The sequence below is a fragment of the Halobacillus shinanisalinarum genome, assembly GCF_022919835.1.
GTDB lineage: Bacteria > Bacillota > Bacilli > Bacillales > Halobacillaceae > Halobacillus_A > Halobacillus_A shinanisalinarum.
Genome location: NZ_CP095074.1, coordinates 3,246,035 through 3,265,747, shown reverse-complemented (window position 1 = coordinate 3,265,747; position 19,713 = coordinate 3,246,035). Strand labels below are relative to the sequence as shown.

Sequence of the window (19,713 nt, the reverse complement as noted above, 5' to 3'; positions counted from 1 at the left end):
CCTTGTTCGACACGCGCGCTCCTATTGTGAAATACCTCTTATTAAATAATTTGTTTGACGTATATCCATTTTATATTTTTTATATGCCAATGGAGTCATATTCATAGCCCTACGGAATTTATCAATGAAATAGCTTGTACTATTAAAACCTACTTGATAGGCAATTTCCGTAACATTGGCATCTACGTTTTTAAGTAGGACTAAGCTTTTTTGAATTCGATAATCAGTTACATAACGTAATGGTGTTGTTTTTAATATTCGTTTGAAATATCGACAACATTCGGAACGGCTCAATTGCCCAGCACTCGCAATATCATCTAGCATAATTTTCTCGCCATAATGGAAGTGTATCCAATTTAACATTTGCTTCATCCGATAATGCTTTAACGCCTCTGTTTGATCGTATTCTAACGGAAAACCATTAATAATGAGGTTTTGCCAAATGAGTGTGATTTGTGCGGCGATGTCGATTTCATAGTAGGGTGGTTTCTGTTGAATCCATTGCTTGATTTTCATCATAGCCTCTAAAATATTTTTCCCCCAAGTATCATTTGCATCGACGTATAAGTAAGGTAAATTAGTTGCTTGAATATAGGGGTACACATAGGCTATGTAGAGTTCTTGTGCTAAAACGAAATGAGGAGAAGAATTTAAACAAATATAGACACAGCCCGACTGATTCTTTTCTTCTGCCATATGCAGGCAGCCACTATTTATAAACACTCCGTCTCCTTCTCGAACCACTATTTTTTCTTCATTTATTTGAAAGGTTGCTTCCCCTTTTACAACCAAAACAAATTGTATTTCATCATGCCAGTGAAGGGGTATATAACCTTGTATATATTGACGAATCGTTGTTTCATAACAGGCAATCGGTAAAGCGACTGTACGATGGTTGGTGAGTTCTTTTAAGCTTTGATCCACCTCGATGTTTTTTATTTGCAAGTCATCACCTCAATATATTTATATTTTTTTATTCGAACCATATATTTTTGAAGCAAATTTTTATTTATTATAACATTATCATTATATTTTGAGGTGAAAAATCAATGATGGATAGGCCTACTAAAAACACAGGGTTATTGCTTGTTATAACAGGAGCCATCTTTTGGGGTGTCGGTGGTACGGTTTCACAAAAACTCTTTCAACAATATGCCATAGATGTCAATTGGCTCGTCACCATTCGCCTGCTCATAGCTGGTTTTTTGCTTTTAGCTGTCCAGGGTTTTAGAAAGGACCATTCTCAGATCCTTGGTGTTTGGAAAAATAAAAAGACAGCTGTACAGCTGATTATTTTCGGATTACTCGGCATGCTTGGGGTTCAATACACATATATGGCATCGATTAATCATAGTAATGCTGCTGTTGCAACGCTATTACAATATCTAGCCCCTGTAATGATTATTATTTATTTACTTGTACGCAAACAAACGGTTTTAACACGCCAAGATTTGTTGACGGTTTCGCTTGCTTTAGTTGGTTGCTTTTTCTTATTAACAAATGGATCCATATCACAACTATCTGTGCCTATACTTGCCATCGTTTGGGGTGTTTTATCTGGCGCTGCGTTAGCCTTTTACACGTTATATGCCGTTCCTCTCCTTGCGCAATACGATTCCCTTGTTATCGTTGGCTGGGCTATGGTTATTGGCGGTTTTGCATTAAGTTTTATCCATTCACCTTGGCGAATGGACTTTACAAGCTTAACTGCGGAAATCTATTTTTACCTCGTTTTTATAATCATTTTCGGTACGATGATTGCATTTTGGTTCTATATTGAAAGCTTACAAAGTCTTTCACCTAAAGAAACAAGCCTGTTAGGTAGCTTAGAGCCCCTGTCAGCTGTGTTAACAACGGTCATTTGGTTAAACGAGCCTTTTGGATTTTTTCAATGGGTTGGTACAGCTTGTATTATTGGGATGACTTTATTATTGGCATTGAATAAAGACCCTTCTTCAAAAAGATAATCACATAAACGGGGAAAGTCCTCAAAGTTTAAGGAAGTTATCCAACTCTGAGGGACTTTCTATACTGACCTATCCTATTAAGTGAAGAAGCCTTTTATTCCGGAAAGGCGCCCGATAGCTGAAGAACTTCAGTTTGAATTTTTCACTTTTTAGGTTCAGGGATGCTATTATATAACCTTATCAATTCATCTACACAGTTATCACTTGTAAAACTTCCATTTCCACTATTTACTCTATAAATATTTGTAGCTGTAAGCATTAAAAGACTTTTTGCATCCGACTCGTTAAGTGTCATCTTTTGTCAAATTCCCTAAGTTGCGGTTTGAGAAAGACAACTCCCATACAGATTATAAACATTACAGAACTAAGCATGAAACAGTACTTTGCCCCTATTACTGCTTAGCGCTCCTTCCTAACCTATTTTACCGTAATATGGACCAACGCCTTTTTTCTCCCTTAATTCAAGAAGCTGTGAAACAGTGACCATCTGATAGCCCTGCTTCTCCAGGGAGGTCAATAGTTGCGGCAATGCATCAGCGGTTGAAGGATGAATATCATGTAGTAACACAATCGATCCAGGTGCAACATTCGACATCACTTCCTCATTTACCGCTGTTGCATTACGACTTTTCCAGTCAAGCGAATCAACAGACCACATCGCCATTGGTGTTTCCATATGTTTTGCAACCTGTTTTACATTACCGTTTGATGCACCATACGGCGGACGTAATAATGTTGAAGTTTGGCCGGTTGCATTCTCAATAATACGATTGGATTTCTGGACCTCTTCCCTAATTTTACTTGGCTGCAGAAGGGTTAAGTCCTGATGATTCATCGTATGGTTTCCAATTTCATGGCCTGCCTCCTCCACCTTATTGGCAAGGGATGGGTAATATTCCACCTGACTTCCAAGCATGAAAAATGTTGCTTTGGCATCATGCTTTTTTAGTGTATCCAGAATTCGCGGCGTCACTTCCGGATGAGGACCATCATCAAAGGTCAACGCGACATATTTTCCATCCGTGTCAAGTTTCACCTTGTCCTCTGAATGCTCTTCTTCTTCCTTGCTGTTTTCTTTTTCAGGGATCTTCACATCTATTTTTTTGGCAAATTTTTCATTCAGATACGGTTTGACTTTCTTCATTGGAATTTCCACTTTTATCGCACCCGCCGCACCTGCTGCTATTTCATATTCATCAAAATAAAATGTCACGTTCTTAGGGCTGACAGACCACTTCCATTTTTCAGGGGTGTTTAAGGCTTTCTTTACCAAGTCATCAGAGATATAGCTGCTGATTTTTTGATTGCTGTGTAACTCTGCCGTAATAAGGTTTTGGATGTCCTTTATCGCCTTTTCATCCAACTGAAAAACATCATCAAGATGTAACAGTTTCTTTTGATTCAGATCAATGACAAATGACTTCATTTTTGTCATTCCGTTTGCTCCGCCTGTTATCTGATATGCCTGTAATTCGAGCGTATAGATTTTATCGGCTAGTTTTTCCGTTTCTGCTTGTATATTTAAGTGCGCACGAATACCATTCTTCTCAAGCATATTTTGCGATTTTTTTATGCCTAATGTAAATTCTTTTTTCTGTTTATCTACCCATTCATCAATAGGTTTATTAACTTTATTAAATTCTGTATATGGCTGACTGACTGATAATGTATAGAGGTCCGTTTCTTTCGTCTTCGTTTTTATGTTCAAACCGGGATAAACACTCGAACTAACAACTTTCTCTTTCGGTACATTTGATTCAGACGATTCCTCCAAAACTTTGGCAACCACTTGATTTATTCCAAAAGTAATTCCAGCAAGCAACAAAACAATAACAAACCACGCAGGCAATTTTATACGTTTGATCATGATAGCTCAATTCCTTTTAATTATTAGTTTAATAGAATCCTATTTTATCATAAAATCAAATCTGTAAAACCCGAGGAACAAGACATCACAAAAGGGCGGTATATAATTAGTCATGACTAATATATACCGCCCTTTATTTTTTATGACTTTTTACAATTTAGGTCTTGATAATCAGAAAAGGTGGAATAAGGGGACTTTCGAAGATCCTTATCAATGTAGAATATAGACCCTTTCTTATTCCACAAAATGGCCCTTTCCACAAAGAAGGAGCACAAGTCTTATTCAAGATTTGCGCCCGTTTTGCGGAACTATCAAACTTTCATGTTTAGCCAGTTCTTTAGTTAAGAAAAATCCTTTTTATATCGAACAGCTAGATATATTCCTGAAGCAATGAATGCAAAAGCATATTTAAATAAGAAGAAAATTTGCCACATATAGTCTTTCGGGAAAATAACGTCACACAAAACTATTACAACTAACATAATGAGGGTACTATTTAATTGTATTTTATTTGTTCTTTCGTCAGTTTTACCCATTTTTACGAAATATACAAAGAACAGAATCAATCCGACTATAAGCAGTACAAAACCACTAACAATAAGCATATTCCAATTACCAGTTGACGCTTCCACCCAGGTTCTCAAAGGATCAAAGAGTGTATGTGTTATTTTTCCTGAGATAGACTCATTATTCATTTTGATCACTTCCTTTCACATAAGTAAAAATATCGTTAACATCTACGTCAAAGAAATCAGCTATTCGAAAAGCTAAAACAAGAGAAGGTGAGTAATTATTCTTCTCCATAACAAATATAGTTTGCTTAGATACACCGACAGCGTCCGCTAAATCTTTTTGTGTCATTCTTTTTAAAACCCTGTGTTCATACACTTTATTTTCAATATAATCCTCAAATTTATCTTTCAAGCTCAACACCTTCCTCTTTAACTATACTTACATAGTAAACTATCGTTGTATAAAAGTAAAGTAAAGTTATACAAAATAAAGATTAAATTAGGTTAGACCCCAAATGATTGGAATCTAACCTTTATTAACTCGTTATTTGTACAACAATACGATCTGGCCCGATTGCTTAATAAGAAAAATCCTCAAATATCAATAATCCATATCTAACGGTAAAACTTTGTTTTAAACGGTACGACTTTAATTTGAATCTACAGAAAAAACACGTAAGTGGTCAAAATGTGATCACTCACGTGTTTTTCTTTTATAAAAACCTATAATTTAGGGGTTAAATAGGTAACGCACTCAACATGTTCCGTCTGAGGAAACATATCAACAGGCTGAACCTCTTTCGTCTCGTAACCCCCATCCTCAAGCACACGCAAATCACGCGCAAGCGTCGATGGATTACAGGACACATAGACAATCCGCTCCGGCTCCATATCCAGCATGGCTTTCAACAACTCCTCATCACAGCCTTTCCTTGGCGGATCAACAACAATCACGTCTGGACGTAATCCTTGGTTACGCCACCACGGCATGATTTCTTCGGCTTGTCCTACATAAAATTCAGCGTTATCCATCTTATTCAAACGGGCATTTTTCTTAGCGTCAGTGACCGCTTCAGGAACAATTTCAACCCCATAAACTTTCTTCGCCTTTTGTGCTAAGAACAGAGAGATGGTGCCGATACCACAGTAGGCGTCGATCACAGTTTCCCCGCCGCGCAAGTCAGCATACTGTAATGCTTGATCATAGAGCTTCTTCGTTTGTGTCGGGTTGACTTGGTAAAAGGATTTTGGCGAGATCATGAATTTCACGTCACCAATCGTGTCGTAAATGTATTCATCGCCCCATAGAACGGTCGTTTCTTTTCCCAAAATGATATTTGTCTTATTGGGGTTCACATTATGAACAACCGACTTCACGTTTGGAAAAGTTTCACGTAATTGATCGATCAGTTCATCTTTATGGGGCAGCTTTTTCGTACGGGTTACGAGGATGATCATGATATCCTTCGTCGTTTGTCCCGTGCGTACCATAATGTGACGCAACACACCCCGATGGGATTCTTCGTCATACGCATCAATTCCCAGGCGGCTGGCAATACGTCGTACGGATTCCACCATGCGGTCATTCATTTCATCCTGGATGACACAGGTGTCCATGTCGATAATGTTATGGCTGCGCTTTTGGTAAAAGCCTGTCATCAGTTGGCCGTCTTCCTTCTGTCCAACTGGAATTTGTATTTTATTACGATAGCGCCATGGGTCGTCCATTCCGATTGTTTCGTGAACGGGGACGTGCTCAAGATGTCCAATTTTCTTCATAGCGTTTTTCACTTGATTGCGTTTCATGTCAAGCTGCATGCTGTAGCTCATGTGCTGCAACTGACAGCCGCCGCATTGGTAGAAGACGTCACAAGGGGGCTCCACTCGATCTTCACTTGTTTTGTCGACCTCTAGCAATTTGCCGAAGCCGAAATTTTTCTTCACTTTTATCACTTTGACTTGAGCGGTTTCTCCGGGAAGGCCGTAGGGGACGAACAGGGGATAGCTGTCGACTTTTCCAACCCCACTGCCTTCGTGGGTGAGGTCCTCGAACGTAAGTTTAATGGTTTCATTTTTCTGTACGGGTGGCTTTGGTTTGGCCATGGTTTGATCCGTCCTTTTCTCATCATTGCTGTTTAAAGTTTACCATATCAAGGGATAAAATCATAAGCGACTAGTTTTCCTTTATCTAAATGTTTTGTATCGGGGATTTATATTTCTACAGAAAGGGGGAATGTTTATTCTAGCGCTACCTTCATAAGTGTCGTATTACCTTCTTGGTAAAGAACCACCATAAGAAGTTCAAACGGAATATGATTGACTATCATACTCCTGTGTCCCTTGAGGTCACAGGAGTTTTCAGGCGCTAAAATAGAGGAAATTCTTATAACATAACGAATACTATTAAGGATTGGAGCGTGATATATTTTGGAAAAAAGAATGGAGACCACACAACACAAGCAACTGGCATCATTACTTGGGCGCCTGCCCCTTGTTCACTCGAAACGCAGCGACGTCCAAGAACAGTATGCCATAAGGTCGGCCGGCCACTTTGGAGAAACTACCACCGACCATTTCCTTCAATACCTTCACTCAGAAGAATACCATGTTATCCAGGACATCCGCCTCTTCGACGGTATCCAACACTTTCAAATTGACTGCCTCGTCCTCACTCCTTTCTTCCTTCTCATTATTGAAGTAAAAAATTTTCGGGGAAAACTTATTTTCGACTTCGAACACCACCAACTTTTCCGTATTTTTGAGGGCAAAAAAGAAACATTTCCAGATCCTTTTTTACAAGTAGAACACCAAAGTTATCAACTTAAAATGTGGCTAGACCAATTCAATTTCCCTGAGATTCCGACTCACTCATTTGTGGTGGTTACCAATCCCAAGACAGTCATCAAGACATATGGACCTGACCCAGAAGGACGAAGAAAGCGTATCATCCGTCCGAAACAAATTCTCTCATCCGTGACAAGTCTAACATCTATATTTAACAGGGAGTATTGGGATTTCCCCCAAATAAAGACGGCAGCGAGTCGCTTTGAAAAAGAAAACACGCCTTATCGCGGCCGTATTCTTGAAAAGTTTAATTTAACAATAGAGGATTTAGTAAAAGGTGTTCAATGTCAAAAATGCAAAAGGTTCCCTATGGAGCGTAGGCGAGACCACCGGGTTTGCGGGTGGTGTGGGTTTAAATCGAAGAATGCTCACTTAGCGGCGTTGCGCGATTTTCAACTTCTTGTGGGAAATGAGATCTCTAATGTGGAATTCCGGGAGTTCGCGGAAATCAAAACGGAATACACAGCGAGAAGGATTTTATTAGAAAATAGTCAAAGCTTTTCCGGACGCACGAAAGACCGAAAATATAAGCTAAAACCTGATATTTGAGAATCCAAGCTATTTATTTAAGAATCCTTCACATTATTTCAGAATCACCTCAACTTATTTCGGAATCATAGAACGTTATTTCAGAATCCTCAACCCATAAAGCCAGAAAACTATCCCCTCCTCTCAGAGAGACGTTAAAAAGCCACCCCCACATTTATACAAATGCAGAAATGGCTTTTTAGATTATTCAACTGATGACCGCTTTTCATGAATAATGCGCTCATCTGAGAATTTATCTTCTGGTACAAAAAAGTCGATGTGTTTATAGAGATTGACGAATTCACCTGGGAGAAGTCCGCCAAATTCTCCATCAATGTTAAGCTGCATCTTCTCCTCTGTCTTCACTTTCACTCGGCTTGCGGTTGTGTGAATGAATTTAGGGTGGTTTAAATGTGTTCCTTGTATGGCAAGTGTAGCTAGCCTTACAAATTCAGCGATGTTCATCTTCTCAATGATCATTAAATCAAATAAACCATCGTCCATCTTCGCTTTTGGTGCAAGCTTTTCAAGGCCACCTACAGAGTTGGTGTTCGACACGAGAAACAGCATAATATCGCCTTTATACAGCTTACCATCGTATTCCATTTCAACATAAGTAGGTCTAACAGATGGCAGCATTTCGATCCCTTTTAAATAATAGGCAAGTTGTCCAAGCATAGTCTTGAGTTTACTAGGGACTTCGTAGGAAAGCTCGGTGATCTTCCCTCCGCCTGCGATGTTCATGAAATATTGATCGTTGACGCGGCCGATATCAAGTGGTGTTGAATAGTCTTGTAAAATCACATCGACTGCTTTATGAATATTGCGCGGAACGTAAAGTGCGCGCGCGAAATCGTTTGTTGTTCCGACTGGAATAATGCCAAGTTTCGGTCTGAATGGCTGTTCAGCTACGCCATTAATGACTTCGTTGATCGTTCCGTCCCCACCTGCTGCAACCACGACATCAAACTTTCTGTCAACAGCGATTTGCGCTGCTTTTGTTGCATCTCCGGCACATGTTGTTGCGTGTGTAGAGGTTTCATAGCCAGTTTGCTCGAAACGTTGCAGGATGTCAGGAAGGACTTTCCTGATCACTTCTCTTCCTGATGTCGGATTGTATATTATTCGGGCACGTTGCATAGTAAGCCCTCCTTCATCCAGGTATGCTCCAAATTACATCATAGCTTTTTTTCAAGAATTTGCAAGCACTTTTTCTTAGGAATAGCGCGAGCCCCGTAGACACGATTAGAGGAAGTTCGACTAAAATGAAAACGTCCTGTTAAAACACCGAGCAACCCTGAAGGACGCCATCCCGAGTGTCTGGGGCTGAACCTCATCATCACCATACAAAAGCACGCAGGTTAGTGCGTGCTTTTGCCAGGGGCTCCTAGCGTTTTTCCATTTCTTCAAGGATAATTTTATTAACCATCGGCGGGTTAGCCTGCCCTTTCGTTTCCTTCATCACCTGTCCGACAAGGAAACCAAGTGCTTTGTCTTTCCCATTTTTATAATCTTCGATCGATTGTTGGTTGCCATCGAGAATCTTAGTGATAATTTCTCGCAGCTGGCCTTCGTCAGAAATTTGGACGAGTCCTTTATCTTTGACGATTTTCTCTGGGTCTCCGCCCTTTTCAACAAGCTCGCTGAAGACCTTCTTAGCAATTTTAGAGGAAATCGTTCCATCTTCAATCAGTTTCGTCAGCTTAGCGAGTGATTGTGGTGTAAGAGCCAAATCACTGAATTCTTTTTGCTGCTTATTCATGTGAGCTGAAACTTCACCCATCAGCCAGTTGGACGCTTGTTTAATGTCTCCGTCACTTGCAATCGTTTCTTCGAAGAAATCCGACATTTCCTTGTTATTCGTCAGAACCATCGCATCATACGCAGGAAGCTCTAGTTCTTCAATGTAACGCTTCTTCCGTGCATCAGGCAATTCAGGAATTTGCTCAAAGATTCGCTTCTTCCAGGCTTCATCAATATGCAATGGCACAAGGTCCGGTTCAGGGAAATAGCGATAATCGTCGGACCCTTCTTTCACGCGCATGAGAATCGTTTCTTTCGTTTGTTCATCATAACGTCGTGTTTCTTGTAAAATCTCTCCGCCGGTAAGTAGAACTTTTTCCTGACGCTTCTCTTCGAACTCGAGGCCTTTTTGTACAAAGGAGAATGAATTCAAGTTCTTAAGTTCCGTCTTCGTACCAAACTCTTCTTGCCCAATCGGACGTAAGGAAAGGTTGGCGTCACAACGCAGTGAACCCTCTTCCATCTTACAGTCTGACACGCCTGTATATTGAATGATATTCTTCAACGCTTCAAGGTACGCATACGCTTCTTTCGGGGAGCGAATATCTGGCTCGGAGACGATCTCAACGAGCGGTGTTCCTTGACGGTTATAGTCAACAAGAGAATAGCCGTCCTCGCTGTGTGTCAATTTACCGGCATCTTCTTCCATGTGCAGACGTGTAATTCCAATCCGCTTCTTGACGCCATCGACTTCAATATCGATGTAGCCATTTTCACCAATTGGCTGGTCAAATTGAGAAATCTGATAAGCTTTCGGGTTATCTGGGTAAAAGTAGTTCTTACGGTCAAACTTCGTATCTGTTGCAATCTCACAATTAAGTGCCATCGCTGCTTTCATCGCAAAATTCACGGCTTCTTCATTTAACACAGGAAGAACACCAGGATAGCCTAGGTCAATCGGATTGACGTTCGAGTTTGGCTCATCTCCAAACATGTTGGAGGATGGACTGAAAATTTTGGAGTCTGTTTTTAGTTCAACATGGACCTCTAGTCCAATGATCGTTTCGAAATTCATGAGTGTGCACCTCCAAGGGACGGGCGTTGTTTATGGAAGTCTGTCGCCTGTTCGAAGGCATGTGCCGTACGATAAACTGTGCTTTCGTCAAAATGCTGGCCAATGATTTGCAGACCGATCGGCAATCCATCTGGAGATAAGCCGCATGGCACAGAAATACCAGGTACTCCAGCAAGGTTGACTGGAATCGTTAGAATATCGTTGGCATACATCGTTAATGGATCATCGATTTTTTCGCCAACTTTAAAAGCTGGTGTTGGTGTTGTCGGTCCAATAATGACGTCATATTTCTCAAGCACTTTGTCAAAATCGTTTTTAATCAGTGTACGAACTTGCTGCGCCTTCTTGTAGTAAGCATCATAATAGCCAGAGCTTAGGGCAAAGGTTCCAAGCATAATCCGGCGCTTTACTTCATTGCCAAATCCTTCTGAGCGTGAATTTTTAAACATATCCAGCATCGTCTCGGCATTGTCGCTTCTTACACCATAACGTACACCGTCAAAACGAGCTAAATTAGCAGAAGCCTCAGATGAAGAAATAAGATAGTACGTCGACACCGCATACTTCGAGTGTGGCAAGGAGACTTCTTCCCATGTCGCACCTAATTCTTCATACTTCTTAAGCGCAGCTTGTACCGCTTCTTTGACTTCGGGAGTAACCCCTTCACCAAGGTACTCTTTAGGAACAGCAATTTTCAAGCCTTTGACATCACCAGTCAGAGCTTCCGTATAGCTAGGAACCTCTACATTAGCAGAAGTAGAGTCCATCTTGTCATGTCCAGCGATGGTTTCCAGCAAAAAGGCATTGTCTTCAACTGTACGGGTAATCGGCCCGATCTGGTCGAGTGAAGAAGCAAAAGCGATTAAACCGAAACGGGATACACGGCCATACGTAGGCTTCAATCCGACAACGCCGCAGAAAGCTGCCGGCTGGCGAATTGAACCGCCTGTATCTGAACCTAATGAGAAAGGCACTTCCCCTGCTGCAACGGCTGCGGCTGATCCGCCACTCGAACCACCTGGTACGTAATCGATATTCCAAGGGTTGCGTGTTGCTGTGAAGCTTGAGTTCTCATTAGAAGAGCCCATAGCAAACTCGTCCATGTTTAACTTTCCAATTGTAACGGACTTCGCTTCATTTATCTTTTGGACAACTGTTGCATCATAGAGTGGATCCTCAAGATTACGGAGCAGTTGACTCGCTGCTGTGGTACGCAAGCCTTTAGTAACGATATTATCTTTCACACCAATTGGCAGGCCAAATAGCTTCGCCGTATCATTACCGCGTTTAGCATCAAGCTCTGCTGCCTGATGAAGTGCCTCTTCTTTATTCAAGGTAAGGAAAGCCTTCACTTGCTCATCGACTTCCTCAATTCGCTGGTAGGATTCATCTACAAGATCGGTTACGGTAATTTCTTTGTTATGTAGCTTCTCTTGAAGCTCACGTAAGGTATAGTCAAATAAAGCCATAATTATGCTTCCCTCCTATTCCAAAATCGATGGTACTTTAAATTGACCATCCTGCTGATCCGGTGCATTTTTTAGTGCGTCTTCTTTTTTGATCCATTCCAGTGGTTCGTCTTTACGCATCACGTTTTGCAGATTAAGGACGTGCGTCGTTGGTTCCACTCCTTCTGTATCGAGCTCATTTAACTGCTCAGCATATGCAATAATATCGTCGAGCTGTTTCGTAAATGTATTGGCCTCTTCCTCATTAATCGAAAGACGTGCCAAGTGTGCCACGTGCTTGACTTCTTCTTTACTAATACGGGACATCTCGTTACCTCCATTCGAACTTACATAATATATGATCATACCAAAAGACTTGATGGATAAGCAAACAGTTCAGTTTTCACCTTCCCTATCTTAACACAAAAATAGGCGGGGTGTCTTTGGAATTAGGTGGGTGTATACGTTCCTATTCACACCAATGAAAAATATCCTTTTTCAGACATAAAAAAAGGAACTCCTAACAAAGTCAGGAGTTCTATCTTAATGATTGTTTAACGTTGTTTCGCTGCTTCAAATTCTTCTACCACTTCTTTAGGTGGTGTACCCATCATACTAACAACAATCGCTACAATAAAGTTCAATAAGAAACCTGGAACCATTTCGTAAAGGTCAAAAATACCACCACTTAAGAAATCCCCCCATACAATAACTGTTACGGCACCAACGATCATACCAGCTAGGGCACCGTTTCTCGTAAAGTTTTTCCAGAATAGGGATAAAAGGATAGTCGGACCAAATGCGGCACCGAATCCAGCCCATGCATAGGAGACCAGCGTTAATACAGAACTGTCCGGATTCCCGGCAATTAAAACGGCTATAAGGGCAATTGCTGCTACGGCTACACGACCAATCCATACAAGTTCACGCTCCGAAGCATTTTTACGGAAAATCGCTTTGTAGAAGTCCTCTGCAAGTGCAGAAGATGACACAAGCAACTGTGAATCAATTGTACTCATGATAGCAGAAAGAATCGCTGCTAGTAGAATACCTGCAATAACCGGGTGGAAAAGAAGTTGAGAGAATGTAATGAAAATCTTCTCAGAGTCAGCCAGCATTTGAACGCCGCCCTCATTCATTAATTCAACACCAAAGCTCTCAAGCCCGCTTACATCTTGTGTAGCTACAAAAGCTAGTCCAAATAGACCTGTTAAGATAGCGCCATACATGCCGATAACCATCCAACCTGTACCAATCAAACGGGCCTTCGGAACATCTTTCGGAGAACGCAGGGCCATAAAACGAACAAGGATATGTGGTTGACCAAAATAACCTAATCCCCACGCTAAAGAGGAGATAATGGCCATGGCACCCACCCCTTGAACCATGTTCAAGTGAGCTGGATCAATTTGTCCAACAGCATCGATTGCAGCATTCCATCCGCCTAGTTCAGATACCGCTACGATTGGGACAGCAATCAAGGCTAAAAACATAAGAATACCTTGAACAAAGTCCGTCCAACTTACGGCAAGGAAACCGCCCAAGAAAGTATAAGAAATCGTTACGATTGCACCAATCCATAAAGCCTGCGTATAACTTAACTCAAATGCAGCCTCAAACAGCTTCGCCCCAGCGACCATTCCAGATGAGGTATAGAATGTGAAGAATACAAGGATTACAAATGCAGAAATAACACGTAAGATATGGGAGTTATCGTGGAAACGATTCTCAAGGAAATCGGGAACCGTAATGGAATCTTTCGCTACCTCCGTATAAACACGTAGAGGACGTGCCACAAACTGCCAGTTTAAGTATGCACCAATGGAAAGGCCTACACCGATCCAAGCTTCACCTAGCCCAGATGCATAAATAGCACCAGGTAAACCTAATATAAGCCAACCACTCATATCGGAAGCTCCGGCACTTAATGCGGCCACCCCAGGTCCTAAACGACGACCACCTAATACATAATCAGATAAATTGCTTGTTAGTCGATATGCGGCAAATCCAATTAGAAGCATACCAATCAAATAAACGATAAAGGTAATTAACGTTGCTATACCCATGTTTTGTTATTCGCTCCTTCCGGTAAATAGTGTAATAATGGATAGTACGATTAATAGCGGCATTGGTACAAACAACCAAAACCATGTTGCCCCTGAAAGTGAAAATTGCCCTGCTGCAGTAGCTAGTTCAAACATGAATGTCACCTCCAATTTTTATTATACACTTCTATGCAATTTTTATATAATTCAGAATGCCTGTGTTAATAGCATAGAAGTGGAAAAAGCCAAACACAGGTACCACTATATCATAGTATATTTGTTCGAACATTTCAAAAATTGTTATAAAAACTTTAAAATGTATAAATATACAACCTGAGTACATATATACAAAAAAATTTACTATATAGATGATATCTATTCATAAAATTTCATAAAAAAAAGTTATGCTCTTTGTATTTTCCAATGTACTTCAAATCGTTTGACCTACTTATTATGTCCTATTCATATTTAAAAAATCTCTTTCTGTTCATTAGACAGAAAGAGATTTTTTTGTGTACATGTTTAAAGCATCTCTGAAGTCGTTTTTCCTTGCATGTGGTGAATCAAATAGTCTGGCCCGCCAGCTTTAGAGTCTGTACCTGACATATTGAACCCGCCGAATGGATGGTAGCCAACGATCGCAGCTGTACATCCCCGGTTAAAGTACAGGTTACCAACCTGAAAATCTTCTCGTGCTTTTTCAATATGAGCGCGGTTGTTTGTAATCACTGCACCTGTTAATCCATAATCGGTGTTATTGGCAATTTCGATCGCCTCGTCAAAGGATTTTGCTTTTGTAAAACCAACAACAGGGCCGAAGATCTCCTCTTGCATGAGGCGGGCATCTGGTTCCAAGTCAGCAAATACAGTCGGCTCGATAAACCATCCTTTACTGTCATTGCCTTTTCCTCCTGCCATCAGCTTCCCTTCGTCTTTTCCAATTTTAATATAGCTTAAGATTTTATCATAGGCAGCCTGGTCGATTACCGGTCCCATATACGTGTCGTGTTGGCCTGGATCACCATATGATACGGATTCTTTTGTTTTCGTCACTACTTTATCAAGCAACTCATCATATATTTCTTCGTGAGCGACAACACGGGAACATGCCGAACATTTCTGTCCCGAGAATCCAAAGGCGGAATAGGTAATCGCATCCGCTGCCAATTCAAGATCAGAGTCTTTATCTACGACGATGGTATCTTTTCCACCCATTTCGATAATTGTGCGCTTCAGCCATTTTTGACCTGGCTGTACTTTAGCTGCTCGTTCAAAAATGCGTGTCCCAACGTCGCGTGAGCCTGTGAAGCTGACAAAACGAGTGCGCGGATGATCAACAAGATAATCCCCAACCTCTTTCCCGCTTCCAGGAATATAGTTAATAACACCAGCTGGAAGCCCTGCTTCTTCAAGCACTTCCATCATTTTATAAGCAATGACTGGGGTTGAGCTTGCTGGTTTAAGTAATACCGTGTTCCCAGAAACCATAGAAGCAACGGTTGTTCCTGCCATAATAGCGAACAGGAAGTTCCATGGGGAAATTACAACCCCGACACCGAGAGGGATATAGTGGAAACGGTTGTTCTCAATAGGACGGGAGTTCACTTCAGCCCCTTTATCAATTTCAAGCATTTGGCGTCCATAATACTCCATAAAGTCGATCGCTTCTGCTGTGTCAGCATCAGCTTCTTTCCATGGCTTTCCGCCCTCTTTTACAAGATGTGCAGTAAACTCATGCTTACGCCGACGAATTATAGCTGCTGCACGAAACAAAATATCGGCACGGAACTGTGCTTTCGTCTTGCGCCACCAATCAAACGTTTCATCGGCAACTTTATGAGCCTTTTCAGCGAGTTCTTGATTCGCCTTTGCAACATAACCAATAACCTCTTTCTTATTAGCCGGATTGACAACTTCAATCTTGTTGTCCGTCATAATCCGCTCTCCGCCAATAATTAATGGATACTCCTTACCTAGATCAGCCTCGATATTCTTAATCTCGGCTTCTAGTGCTTTACGATTAGCTTCTACGCTAAAGTCAGTAAATGGTTCATGTTTGTAAGGTACGACCATGCTAAACAACCTCCTGAATGTAATGGGGTAGACGCTGTAAAATCATGAGAAAATTACCACATTAAAGCGTTTCCACAAGTTATTCTATCGTAACTTCCCATTTACATCAAACCCTTTCACTTGGGAAACAACCATTTTTAGGTCAACACGCTTGCTCATGACTTAGGGTTTGATAAATGGAATAAAATAATTCTGCAAAAACAAGGCATAATTGCACGAAGTAAAGCTTCATTGCACATAAAACCGTTTTATTTCACATTTTAAAGAATAATTGCACGAAAGAACCACTTTATTGCATATTTCCATTTTACGAAACAAAAACCGCGATGTTTGTCATAACATCGCGGCACGGTTTAATCATAAATATAGACAAAAGGCTCTTTCTCACCTGGCTCTTTAACAATCAAACTTTCTTGCTGGTCCATACTGTTAATTCTCACTTGTATAGCGTAATGGTCCTCGAACATTTCCATCACCAGACTATATACATACTGAGTGAATCCTACAACCTCAGATTGTGATCGGAATTGGATCGGAATATCAATCTTAACCCTTTTCAGTTCTTCATCAATATAAAATCCGTTTGCAATCATCCCTACAAAATCCGGGAAATAATCCGAGACCTGCACTCGAAAATCAGAGAACAACTTCGAATCATCGAAGTGCTCCTCTTCTGCTTCTTCTGAAGGAAAGAGAACGTAATCTTCATTAATTCCTTTCCAATCACTCACCTTATTCTCAGAGGCTTCTACGTAGGTTTTGCTTAAGAAGTTCCCCGGTGATTTCGCGTTATTTCGTTCCTCTTCAAATATAGCAAAAACAATCGGGACTCCTTGCAGTTCTTTTTTGTCACGGAGCCGCTCTAAAATGGTGTTAGCATATTCCTTTCCTTTTGCTACTAATTGATCAGTCGATAAGTTTTCTGAGTATTCCCGACCGTCTACAGTAAAGTTATAGACCGTTCTCATAGAAATTCCGATCGTGACACCCGCGACTTCGACGACGTTGTCTTTTTTTCGAACGAGATAATCTTGTTCAATAATGTTTGAGATATAGCGCGGATTATTACGGAAATCCTTTTCTGAAGCCCCGTCTTCATTTAATTCGGGGTTCAGGCCATTAGGGTTGCCTGGATCCTCTTTCTCTTTATTTGGCGCTTCATAACGAGAAAGCCAGCTTAACAGATCAGCATCTGTCAATGTCTGTCCAGGCTGGAAATAATAATCATCTGGATTATAGTATTCCTTGGAATGACGGCGTAAGCCTTTTTCAAATGCTGCTATGTCTAAACGATTATCCATTTGGTTTGTTGTTACACCAGGTGCTGCAGAAACCTTTGCACTATCTTCCGTCAAAATCATCCGATACGTATCATCAGATAAACTATAGTTCGGTATAATGGCTGACTGATTATTGCTTTCATCTTTTGTTTCTCTAACGACTTCATCCGTATTATCATAAACCGGTGTACACGCGCTTACAAGAAGCAAGCTACTAAGTAATAGTGCATGCAGCTTCCTCATTTACTCCACTCCCTATTAGAGGTTGTTCAAAAAGTCACCAAATGAAGAACCCTCCTCTAATCAGCGCATTTTTGAACGTGCATTATTATGTTAAAGATTTCGTAAATTCGTCTTCAGTCCAGGTCTCAACACCGAGCTTCTCAGCTTTTTCATATTTTGAGCCCGCATCCTCACCGGCGATTAATAGATCTGTGTTTTTACTGATGCTGTTGGTCACGTTACCGCCAAGGTTTTGAACAATATTCTTTGCTTCAGAACGGGTATAGTTCTCCATCTTCCCCGTGAGCACAACCGTTTTCCCCTTAAACGGTGAATCCTCTGGTCCATCATTCTTTCTTGGTCCCTTATACTCCATATTTAACCCCAGCCGGTTCAGTTCTTCCATTAACTGGATGACCTGAGGTTTGGCAAAATAACGTGCTACAGAGTCAGCCATTTTTTCGCCGATTTCTGGAACTTGCACGAGGGCTTCTTCACTAGCATTCATGAGCTGCTCCATCGTTTCGAATTCTTGGGCAAGGGTATTAGCTGCTTTCGTTCCGACATAACGTATCCCTAAACCAAATAACAGCCGTTCTAATGAATTTTCTTTTGAATCTTCAATGGCTTTCAACAGGTTTTGCACCGATTTTTCGCCCATTCGTTCGAGTTTAAGCAGCTCTTCTTTTTCTAACTTATAGAGATCGGCGATGGTTTCGATCAGCCGCTCCTCAAAAAGTTGGGCAATTACTTTTTCCCCTAATCCTTCGATGTCCATCGCATTTCTTGATACAAAATGAATCAAACCCTCTCGAAGTTGCGCATTACAATTAGGGTTGATACATCTTAACGCCACCTCTTCATCAAGCCGGACCAGCTTACTCTCACATGCCGGGCAATGTTCCGGCATATGATACGGTTCTTCCTCACCCGAACGCTGATCTGTCAAGACGCGGACGACTTCCGGAATAATATCGCCAGCTTTTTTAATCACCACGGTATCACCAATCCGAATATCTTTCTCACGAATGAGGTCCTCATTGTGTAAAGAAGCTCGCTGCACAGTTGTTCCGGCAACTTTGACGGGGTCAAGGATAGCCGTTGGTGTGACTACTCCCGTTCGCCCTACACTTAATTCAATTTTATTAAGTTTTGTAACCGCCTCTTCTGCCGGGAATTTATAGGCTGTTGCCCAGCGTGGACTTTTCGCTGTAAAGCCAAGTGCCTGTTGCTGATCCAAGCGATCCACTTTAATAACGATTCCATCGATTTCATAATCTAAATCCGGTCTTCTTTCAACCCAGCTATGAACATAGTCGATTACTTCATCAATATGGTTACACTTTTTCCACTCTGGGTTTGTTTTTAAGCCAAGATTCTTTAATTCATGTAAACGTTCACTATGGGCACGCGTTGGTTCGTCCCGCCATTCTCCCACTCCATACAGAAAAATGTCTAAATTGCGTTTAGCGGCAATTTTAGGGTCAAGCTGTCTTAGTGAGCCTGCTGCGGCATTTCTCGGATTGGCAAATGGTTCATCCCCATTACTTTCGCGCGCCTCATTCAAAGCAAGAAAAGATTTCTTTGGCATAAAAGCTTCTCCACGGACTTCAATGGTTTCAGGCTTTCGTAAACGAAGCGGGATGCTGCGTATCGTACGCAAATTCTTGGTAATATCTTCACCTGTTGTCCCGTCACCACGTGTTGCCCCCTGCACCAGAACTCCATCTTCATAACGTAGGGAAACTGCAAGACCGTCAATTTTCAATTCGCAAACATAAGTGACCTCTTCCCCTGTTCCCTCACGGACACGACGATCAAAGTCACGAAGCTCTTGCTCGTCAAAAGCATTGCCCAGGCTGAGCATAGCCACATTGTGCTGGACCTTTTGAAAAGCATCGAGAGGCTCGTCCCCTACTCGTTGCGTCGGGGAATCCGCTGTGACAAGCTCCGGAAACTGTGACTCCAAGTCAAGCAGCTCCCTCATTTTTTGGTCATATTCATAATCTGAAACAGTCGGCTTATCTAGAGTGTGATATTCATAATTATATTGATCAAGCTTTTGGCGAAGATCTTCAATGACTTCTTGTGCATCGTTTGGACTCATTG

Annotated in this window: 16 protein-coding genes; 2 read left to right on the top strand and 14 right to left on the bottom strand. The window is 41.3% G+C overall.

What is annotated here, in order from left to right; all coding sequences use genetic code 11:
• Positions 1-21: 21 nt before the first annotated feature.
• Positions 22-945, bottom strand: a complete 924-nt coding sequence (locus MUO14_RS16220; protein ID WP_244751646.1) for an AraC family transcriptional regulator — start codon at positions 943-945, stop codon at positions 22-24.
• A 107-nt stretch (positions 946-1,052) separates the two neighbouring features.
• On the opposite strand from MUO14_RS16220, the gene MUO14_RS16215 reads away from it, so the two are divergent.
• Positions 1,053-1,967: a DMT family transporter gene (locus MUO14_RS16215; protein WP_244755621.1), complete on the top strand. Its 915-nt coding sequence runs from the start codon at positions 1,053-1,055 to the stop codon at positions 1,965-1,967.
• A 412-nt stretch (positions 1,968-2,379) separates the two neighbouring features.
• On the opposite strand, the gene MUO14_RS16210 is transcribed toward MUO14_RS16215, so the two are convergent.
• The 4 genes from MUO14_RS16210 to rlmD all read right to left on the bottom strand — a co-directional run bounded on the left by MUO14_RS16210 (position 2,380) and on the right by rlmD (position 6,449).
• Positions 2,380-3,834 (bottom strand): polysaccharide deacetylase family protein, encoded by a 1,455-nt coding sequence (locus MUO14_RS16210; protein ID WP_244751645.1) that lies wholly within the window; start codon positions 3,832-3,834, stop codon positions 2,380-2,382.
• Positions 3,835-4,175: 341 nt separating this feature from the next.
• On the bottom strand, positions 4,176-4,529 hold the full coding sequence (locus tag MUO14_RS16205; RefSeq protein ID WP_244751644.1) for a DUF2178 domain-containing protein: 354 nt from the start codon (positions 4,527-4,529) through the stop codon (positions 4,176-4,178).
• Positions 4,522-4,758, bottom strand: coding sequence for a helix-turn-helix transcriptional regulator (locus MUO14_RS16200; RefSeq protein ID WP_244755619.1), 237 nt, complete (start codon positions 4,756-4,758; stop codon positions 4,522-4,524). The genes MUO14_RS16205 and MUO14_RS16200 overlap by 8 nt, the downstream gene beginning before the upstream one ends.
• Before the next feature lie 311 nt (positions 4,759-5,069).
• Positions 5,070-6,449: a 23S rRNA (uracil(1939)-C(5))-methyltransferase RlmD gene (gene rlmD, locus MUO14_RS16195; protein WP_244751643.1), complete on the bottom strand. Its 1,380-nt coding sequence runs from the start codon at positions 6,447-6,449 to the stop codon at positions 5,070-5,072.
• Between the two features lie 324 nt (positions 6,450-6,773).
• On the opposite strand from rlmD, the gene MUO14_RS16190 reads away from it, so the two are divergent.
• Positions 6,774-7,739 (top strand): nuclease-related domain-containing protein, encoded by a 966-nt coding sequence (locus MUO14_RS16190; protein ID WP_244751642.1) that lies wholly within the window; start codon positions 6,774-6,776, stop codon positions 7,737-7,739.
• A 183-nt stretch (positions 7,740-7,922) separates the two neighbouring features.
• Here the strand turns inward: MUO14_RS16190 and MUO14_RS16185 are convergent, their stop codons facing one another.
• From MUO14_RS16185 to ligA, 9 genes are all read right to left on the bottom strand, one after another.
• On the bottom strand, positions 7,923-8,858 hold the full coding sequence (locus tag MUO14_RS16185) for a diacylglycerol kinase (protein WP_244751641.1): 936 nt from the start codon (positions 8,856-8,858) through the stop codon (positions 7,923-7,925).
• 247 nt (positions 8,859-9,105) lie between these two features.
• A complete protein-coding gene (gatB, locus tag MUO14_RS16180; RefSeq protein ID WP_244751640.1) occupies positions 9,106-10,536 on the bottom strand; it encodes an Asp-tRNA(Asn)/Glu-tRNA(Gln) amidotransferase subunit GatB in 1,431 nt (476 codons plus the stop codon).
• On the bottom strand, positions 10,533-12,005 hold the full coding sequence (gene gatA, locus MUO14_RS16175) for an Asp-tRNA(Asn)/Glu-tRNA(Gln) amidotransferase subunit GatA (protein WP_244751639.1): 1,473 nt from the start codon (positions 12,003-12,005) through the stop codon (positions 10,533-10,535). Before gatA ends, gatB begins: the two co-directional genes overlap by 4 nt.
• A gap of 15 nt (positions 12,006-12,020) precedes the next feature.
• Positions 12,021-12,311, bottom strand: a complete 291-nt coding sequence (gene gatC, locus MUO14_RS16170) for an Asp-tRNA(Asn)/Glu-tRNA(Gln) amidotransferase subunit GatC (RefSeq protein WP_244751638.1) — start codon at positions 12,309-12,311, stop codon at positions 12,021-12,023.
• Between the two features lie 227 nt (positions 12,312-12,538).
• Positions 12,539-14,050, bottom strand: a complete 1,512-nt coding sequence (gene putP / locus MUO14_RS16165; RefSeq protein ID WP_244751637.1) for a sodium/proline symporter PutP — start codon at positions 14,048-14,050, stop codon at positions 12,539-12,541.
• 6 nt (positions 14,051-14,056) lie between these two features.
• Positions 14,057-14,185, bottom strand: a complete 129-nt coding sequence (locus tag MUO14_RS24380; RefSeq protein WP_255822127.1) for a hypothetical protein — start codon at positions 14,183-14,185, stop codon at positions 14,057-14,059.
• Positions 14,186-14,551: 366 nt separating this feature from the next.
• The gene (pruA, locus tag MUO14_RS16160) at positions 14,552-16,102 is read right to left on the bottom strand and encodes an L-glutamate gamma-semialdehyde dehydrogenase (protein WP_244751636.1); all 1,551 of its coding nucleotides are present in this window, start codon (positions 16,100-16,102) and stop codon (positions 14,552-14,554) included.
• A gap of 353 nt (positions 16,103-16,455) precedes the next feature.
• Positions 16,456-17,625, bottom strand: coding sequence for a CamS family sex pheromone protein (locus tag MUO14_RS16155; protein ID WP_244751635.1), 1,170 nt, complete (start codon positions 17,623-17,625; stop codon positions 16,456-16,458).
• Positions 17,626-17,710: 85 nt separating this feature from the next.
• The gene (ligA, locus tag MUO14_RS16150; RefSeq protein ID WP_244751634.1) at positions 17,711-19,711 is read right to left on the bottom strand and encodes an NAD-dependent DNA ligase LigA; all 2,001 of its coding nucleotides are present in this window, start codon (positions 19,709-19,711) and stop codon (positions 17,711-17,713) included.
• Positions 19,712-19,713 lie beyond the last annotated feature (2 nt).

What these genes read in the sequence shown, in the direction of transcription:
- MUO14_RS16185 (WP_244751641.1), bottom strand. Translation starts at nt 8,858, where the DNA reads ATGCAACGTGCCCGAATAATATACAATCCGACATCAGGAAGAGAAGTG.
- gatC (WP_244751638.1), bottom strand. Translation starts at nt 12,311, where the DNA reads ATGTCCCGTATTAGTAAAGAAGAAGTCAAGCACGTGGCACACTTGGCA.
- MUO14_RS24380 (WP_255822127.1), bottom strand. Translation starts at nt 14,185, where the DNA reads ATGTTTGAACTAGCTACTGCAGCAGGGCAATTTTCACTTTCAGGGGCA.
- putP (WP_244751637.1), bottom strand. Translation starts at nt 14,050, where the DNA reads ATGGGTATAGCAACGTTAATTACCTTTATCGTTTATTTGATTGGTATG.
- gatB (WP_244751640.1), bottom strand. Translation starts at nt 10,536, where the DNA reads ATGAATTTCGAAACGATCATTGGACTAGAGGTCCATGTTGAACTAAAA.
- MUO14_RS16205 (WP_244751644.1), bottom strand. Translation starts at nt 4,529, where the DNA reads ATGAATAATGAGTCTATCTCAGGAAAAATAACACATACACTCTTTGAT.
- gatA (WP_244751639.1), bottom strand. Translation starts at nt 12,005, where the DNA reads ATGGCTTTATTTGACTATACCTTACGTGAGCTTCAAGAGAAGCTACAT.
- MUO14_RS16155 (WP_244751635.1), bottom strand. Translation starts at nt 17,625, where the DNA reads ATGAGGAAGCTGCATGCACTATTACTTAGTAGCTTGCTTCTTGTAAGC.
- ligA (WP_244751634.1), bottom strand. Translation starts at nt 19,711, where the DNA reads ATGAGTCCAAACGATGCACAAGAAGTCATTGAAGATCTTCGCCAAAAG.
- MUO14_RS16215 (WP_244755621.1), top strand. Translation starts at nt 1,053, where the DNA reads ATGGATAGGCCTACTAAAAACACAGGGTTATTGCTTGTTATAACAGGA.
- pruA (WP_244751636.1), bottom strand. Translation starts at nt 16,102, where the DNA reads ATGGTCGTACCTTACAAACATGAACCATTTACTGACTTTAGCGTAGAA.
- rlmD (WP_244751643.1), bottom strand. Translation starts at nt 6,449, where the DNA reads ATGGCCAAACCAAAGCCACCCGTACAGAAAAATGAAACCATTAAACTT.
- MUO14_RS16210 (WP_244751645.1), bottom strand. Translation starts at nt 3,834, where the DNA reads ATGATCAAACGTATAAAATTGCCTGCGTGGTTTGTTATTGTTTTGTTG.